4 protein-coding genes are annotated in these 4,390 nt (G+C 69.0%); 2 read left to right on the top strand and 2 right to left on the bottom strand.

Annotation, left to right across the window (positions count from 1 at the left end):
- Window positions 1-48: 48 nt before the first annotated feature.
- Window positions 49-1,470 (bottom strand): type I glutamate--ammonia ligase, encoded by a 1,422-nt coding sequence (gene glnA / locus ABD127_RS06665; RefSeq protein WP_344199016.1) that lies wholly within the window; start codon window positions 1,468-1,470, stop codon window positions 49-51.
- Window positions 1,471-1,658: 188 nt separating this feature from the next.
- On the opposite strand from glnA, the gene ABD127_RS06660 reads away from it, so the two are divergent.
- Window positions 1,659-2,033 carry an RDD family protein gene (locus ABD127_RS06660; protein ID WP_344199014.1) on the top strand — a complete coding sequence of 125 codons (375 nt, stop codon included), beginning with the start codon at window positions 1,659-1,661 and terminating at the stop codon, window positions 2,031-2,033.
- Here the strand turns inward: ABD127_RS06660 and ABD127_RS06655 are convergent.
- Entirely contained in the window at window positions 2,023-3,576 is a 1,554-nt protein-coding gene (locus tag ABD127_RS06655) for an AMP-binding protein (protein WP_344199012.1), read from the bottom strand. The two genes, ABD127_RS06660 and ABD127_RS06655, sit on opposite strands and share 11 nt — an antisense overlap.
- Window positions 3,577-3,982: 406 nt before the next feature.
- Here ABD127_RS06655 and ABD127_RS06650 point away from each other — a divergent pair.
- The coding region (locus ABD127_RS06650) for an AMP-binding protein (protein WP_344199010.1) at window positions 3,983-4,390 on the top strand (408 nt) is incomplete at its 3' end.

Here is a 4,390-nt window from a genome sequence, read left to right as displayed (position 1 = left end):
CCGGGGCCCTCCTTGTCGAACCATTGGCCCGAGCTACGCGCTACGGACTCAGATGTCGTAGTAGAGCTCGAACTCGTGCGGGTGCGGCCGCAGCTGCACCGGGAGGATCTCCTCGGTGCGCTTGTAGTCGATCCACGTCTCGATCAGGTCGGGGGTGAAGACACCGCCGGCCGTCAGGAACTCGTGGTCCTGCTCGAGGTTGTCGAGCACCGCGTTGAGCGAGGTCGGGACCATGTCGATGGCCTCGTACTCCTCGGCGGGGAGCTCGTAGATGTTCTTGTCGATCGGGGCGGCGGGCTCGATCTTGTTCTTGATGCCGTCCAGACCGGCGAGCAGCAGCGCCGAGAACGCCAGGTACGGGTTGCTCGACGGGTCGGGGCAGCGGAACTCGATGCGCTTGGCCTTCGGGTTCGAGCCGGTGATCGGGATGCGGACACAGGCCGAGCGGTTGCGGGCCGAGTACACGAGCGCGATCGGGGCCTCGAAGCCCGGGACCAGACGGTGGTACGAGTTCACCGACGGGTTCGTGAACGCCAGCAGGCTCGGGGCGTGCTTCAGGATGCCGCCGATGTAGTAGCGCGCCACGTCCGACAGTCCGCCGTAGCCGGCCTCGTCGTAGAACAGCGGCTCGCCGTTGTTCCAGATCGACTGGTGGACGTGCATGCCCGAGCCGTTGTCGCCGAAGAGCGGCTTCGGCATGAAGGTGACGGTCTTGTCGTTCGCCCACGCCGTGTTGCGCACGATGTACTTGAACTTCATGACGTCGTCGGCAGCCTTGAGCAGGGTGTCGAACTTGTAGTTGATCTCGGCCTGACCGGCGGTGCCGACCTCGTGGTGACCACGCTCGAGGACCAGACCGGCCTCCGAGAGGTTGGTCATCATGTCGTTGCGCAGGTCCTGCGTCTGGTCGGTCGGCGCGACGGGGAAGTAACCGCCCTTGTAACGGACCTTGTAGCCGCGGTTGTCGTCGATGTCGTTGCCGGTGGACCAGGCGGCCTCGGCCGACTGGATCTCGTAGAACGACTTGTTCGCGCTGGTGCCGTAGCTGACGCGGTCGAAGATGTAGAACTCGGCCTCGGGGGCGAAGAAGGCGGTGTCGCCGATGCCGGTGGTGGCCAGGTACGCCTCGGCCTTGCGGGCCACGTTGCGCGGGTCGCGCGAGTACGCCTCGCCCGTGATCGGGTCGTGGACGAAGAACTCCATGGCCAGCGTCTTGCGACGCTTGAAGGGATCGACGTAGGCGGTGCCGAAGTCGGGGAACAGCACCATGTCGGACTGGTCGATGCTCTGGAAGCCGCGGATCGACGAGCCGTCGAAGGCCACGCCGTTCTCAGCAGCATCGGCGTCGAACGTCCACGCCGGCAGCGTCACCTGCTGCTGGATGCCGGGAAGATCGGTGAAACGGACGTCGAGGTACTCGACGCCCTCGTCCTTGACGAACTTGAAGAACTCGTCGGCATTGCCGAACATTGGGCCTCCTCGGCCGCACAGCGGCTCAGGTAGTCGGGTTTCCACGTGGCAGGAGCGCGTGGCGCCTGCCTGGGTACGAACCTAGGAGCGGGCAGTTTCCCGACCGTCACCTAATTGTTTCGGCCAAGTTACATGTCGCTGTCCGACCCCGCCCATCCTGCTGCGCTCGGCTCGCTAGGCTTCCCGACGTGGACGACAGAGACGCCTCGCTCGGCCGGCGCCTGCTGGCACTGCTGATCGACTGGATCGTCGCCGCGCTCGCCGCGTCCCTGTTCACCGGCGTCAGCTACCCACCGGCCGACATCGGCGAGAACCTGGTCATCACCGCGTTCTTCGTCGGCCAGATCACGATCCTGACCGGTCTCCTGGGCTTCTCGATCGGCAAGCGGGTCGTGGGCCTGCGCGTCGAGAACCGTGAAGGTCGGCCGATCGGCCTGCCGCGCGCACTGCTCCGCACGCTGCTGCTGAGCCTCGTGATCCCCGCCATCGTGATGACCGACGACAAGCGCGGTCTCCACGACCTGGCTGCCGGGTCGCGCGTCATCCGCGTCGTCAAGCGCTGAGCCCCCGGGCCTGCTCGCGCAGGAGGTTCTTCTGCACCTTGCCCGTCGAGGTGCGGGGCAGGTCGGCGAACACGACCGACTTCGGCACCTTGAACCGCGCGAGGTGGCCCCGCACGTGGTCGCGCAGCTCCTCCTCGGTCGCGGTCGACCCGCTCCGCCGCGTCACGAACGCGACCGGCAGCTCACCCCAGCGGTCGTCGGGCACCCCGACGACCGAGGACATGACGACGTCGGGATGGCTGTCGAGCGCCTGCTCGATCTCGATCGAGGCGATGTTCTCGCCGCCGGAGATGATGATGTCCTTGCCGCGGTCGCGGATCTCGACGTACCCGTCGGGGTGCATCACGCCGATGTCGCCGGTCAGGAAGCAGCCCGACCGGGTGGCGCCGAGCGTCGCCTCGTCGTCGCGGTAGTAGCCGAGCATGACGTTGTTGCCGCTCACGGCGATCTCGCCCATCGACGCGCCGTCGGCCGGCACGTCCGCGCCGTCCTCGGTGAGCACCCGCAGGGGTCGTGACGTGATGTTGCCGATGCCCTGACGGGCGCGGAGCGCCGAGGCCGCGCGCTCGTCGAGGTCGTCCCACTCCGGCTGCCACACGTTGATCGCGACCGGCCCGAAGGTCTCGGTCAGCCCGTAGAGGTGCGTGACGTCGAAGCCCAGCGGGACGAGCCTCTCGAGGAGCGCCGGTGACGGCGGGCTCCCGCCGGTGTCCACGTGCACGCGCCCGTCCAGCGGCGCGGCCGAGGCGTCCTCGGCGATCATCGTCAGCACGGTCGGTGCGGCGCTGTAGTGGGTGACCCCCTCGTCGCGCAGCAGCTGCCAGATGTGACCGGGATCGATCTCGCGCAGGCAGACGTGGGTGCCTCCGGCCGCCGTCACGGCCCACGGAAAGCTCCAGCCGTTGCAGTGGAACATCGGCAGGGTCCACAGGTACCGCGACCCCGGTGTCAGGCCCGCGTGGAACGCCATCGCCACGGCCTGCAGGTACGCCCCGCGGTGGTGGTACATGACGCCCTTGGGGCGTCCCGTGGTCCCGGACGTGTAGTTGATCGCGAGCAGGTCGCGCTCGTCGACCGCGACGGGCTCGGCGAGCGGCGCGGCCTCGGCCAGCAGCGACTCGTAGTCGTCGTCGGCGCCCCCGGCCACCACGAGCCGCACGTCGGTGTCGGCCGTCAGCTCGCGCCCGCGCTCGGCGTGCTCGTGCGTCACGACGAGCACCGTCGAGCCGGAGTGCTCGAGGATGTATTGCATCTCGGGCAGCGACAGGCGGGTGTTGACCGAGACCAGCACGACGCCGGCCGCGGGGGCGGCCTGGTGCAGCTCGATCATGACGTGGCTGTTCGAGCACAGCGCTGCGACGCGGACACCCGTCGCGCGGGTCGCGTCGCGCAGGACGCTGGCAAGTCGGGCGCAGCGGTCGGCGAGCTGCGCGTACGTCCACCGCTGGTCGCCGTCGACGACGGCCGTGCGCTCCCCGAACGCGGCGGCAGCGCGCGGAAGGAACGCGCTGGGGGAGAGGGGCGAGAAGGTGAACTCGGCCACGACGACCTCCTGTGATGTGGGCGCGGGCGACGTGACGCATTAGAGCGTGGGCCGGTCGGGCCGTCAACGGCGTCGGACGCGGTCGGCACGAGTTCCGACGTCTCCGAGGTGGCCGGAGGCGGTCCGGATCCGGTTGCTGGGAGCGAGCGTCCGGGGACCGCTCGGCCGACCCCGTTCGGCCGCTGCGTGGAGCCTTCCTGCACAGTGGTGCCAGGGAGAAACGCCGGTCGCGGGGACGTGAGGGAGTGACCTGCGTCGCACTCGCACGGGCCTTCCGCCCAGGGGTGTGACCATCGCGTTTCGGGACGTAACGAAAGTGTTTCAGGTCACATGAATCCTTGACGGGCGTCGGAGGGCTACCTAGGCTCTTGCCACCAGACAGATTCTCTTTCCATCAGGTGGAATAATGACCGAGCTCCTCACCCTCCTCGCCGCTCACGTGCGGCCAGGCGGGACCGCGCCCGCCCAGCGCTTCCGCGTCGGCGGTGCCTGGAGCACGCGCACCTACGGCGAGCTCGCCGACCTGGTCTCGCACGCCGCCTCGTCCCTCACGCAGCTGGGGGTCGGTCCGCGCGACCGCGTCGCGATCCTCTTGCCGACCAGGGCCGACTGGACCGTCGTCGACCTCGCGGCCGCAGGCCTCGGTGCGACGGTCGTGCCGATCTACCCCACCAGCACCGCCGTTCAGGTCGCCGACCTCGTGAGCCGCAGTGCACCGCGCGTGCTCGTCACCGAGGCGTCGCGCGTGCTGCCCGACCTCGGTGCGGTCCACGTGGCGCGCCTCGGAGACGCCGACGGCGACCTCGGCCCGCTC

The organism is Aeromicrobium alkaliterrae (assembly GCF_039529015.1).
GTDB lineage: Bacteria > Actinomycetota > Actinomycetes > Propionibacteriales > Nocardioidaceae > Aeromicrobium > Aeromicrobium alkaliterrae.
The sequence above is the reverse complement of the archived record's forward strand: the minus strand, read 5'-3'. Positions and strand labels throughout refer to the sequence as shown.

Excerpts from the sequence above, each read along its gene's own strand:
- glnA (WP_344199016.1), bottom strand. The coding sequence starts at position 1,470 with ATGTTCGGCAATGCCGACGAGTTCTTCAAGTTCGTCAAGGACGAGGGC.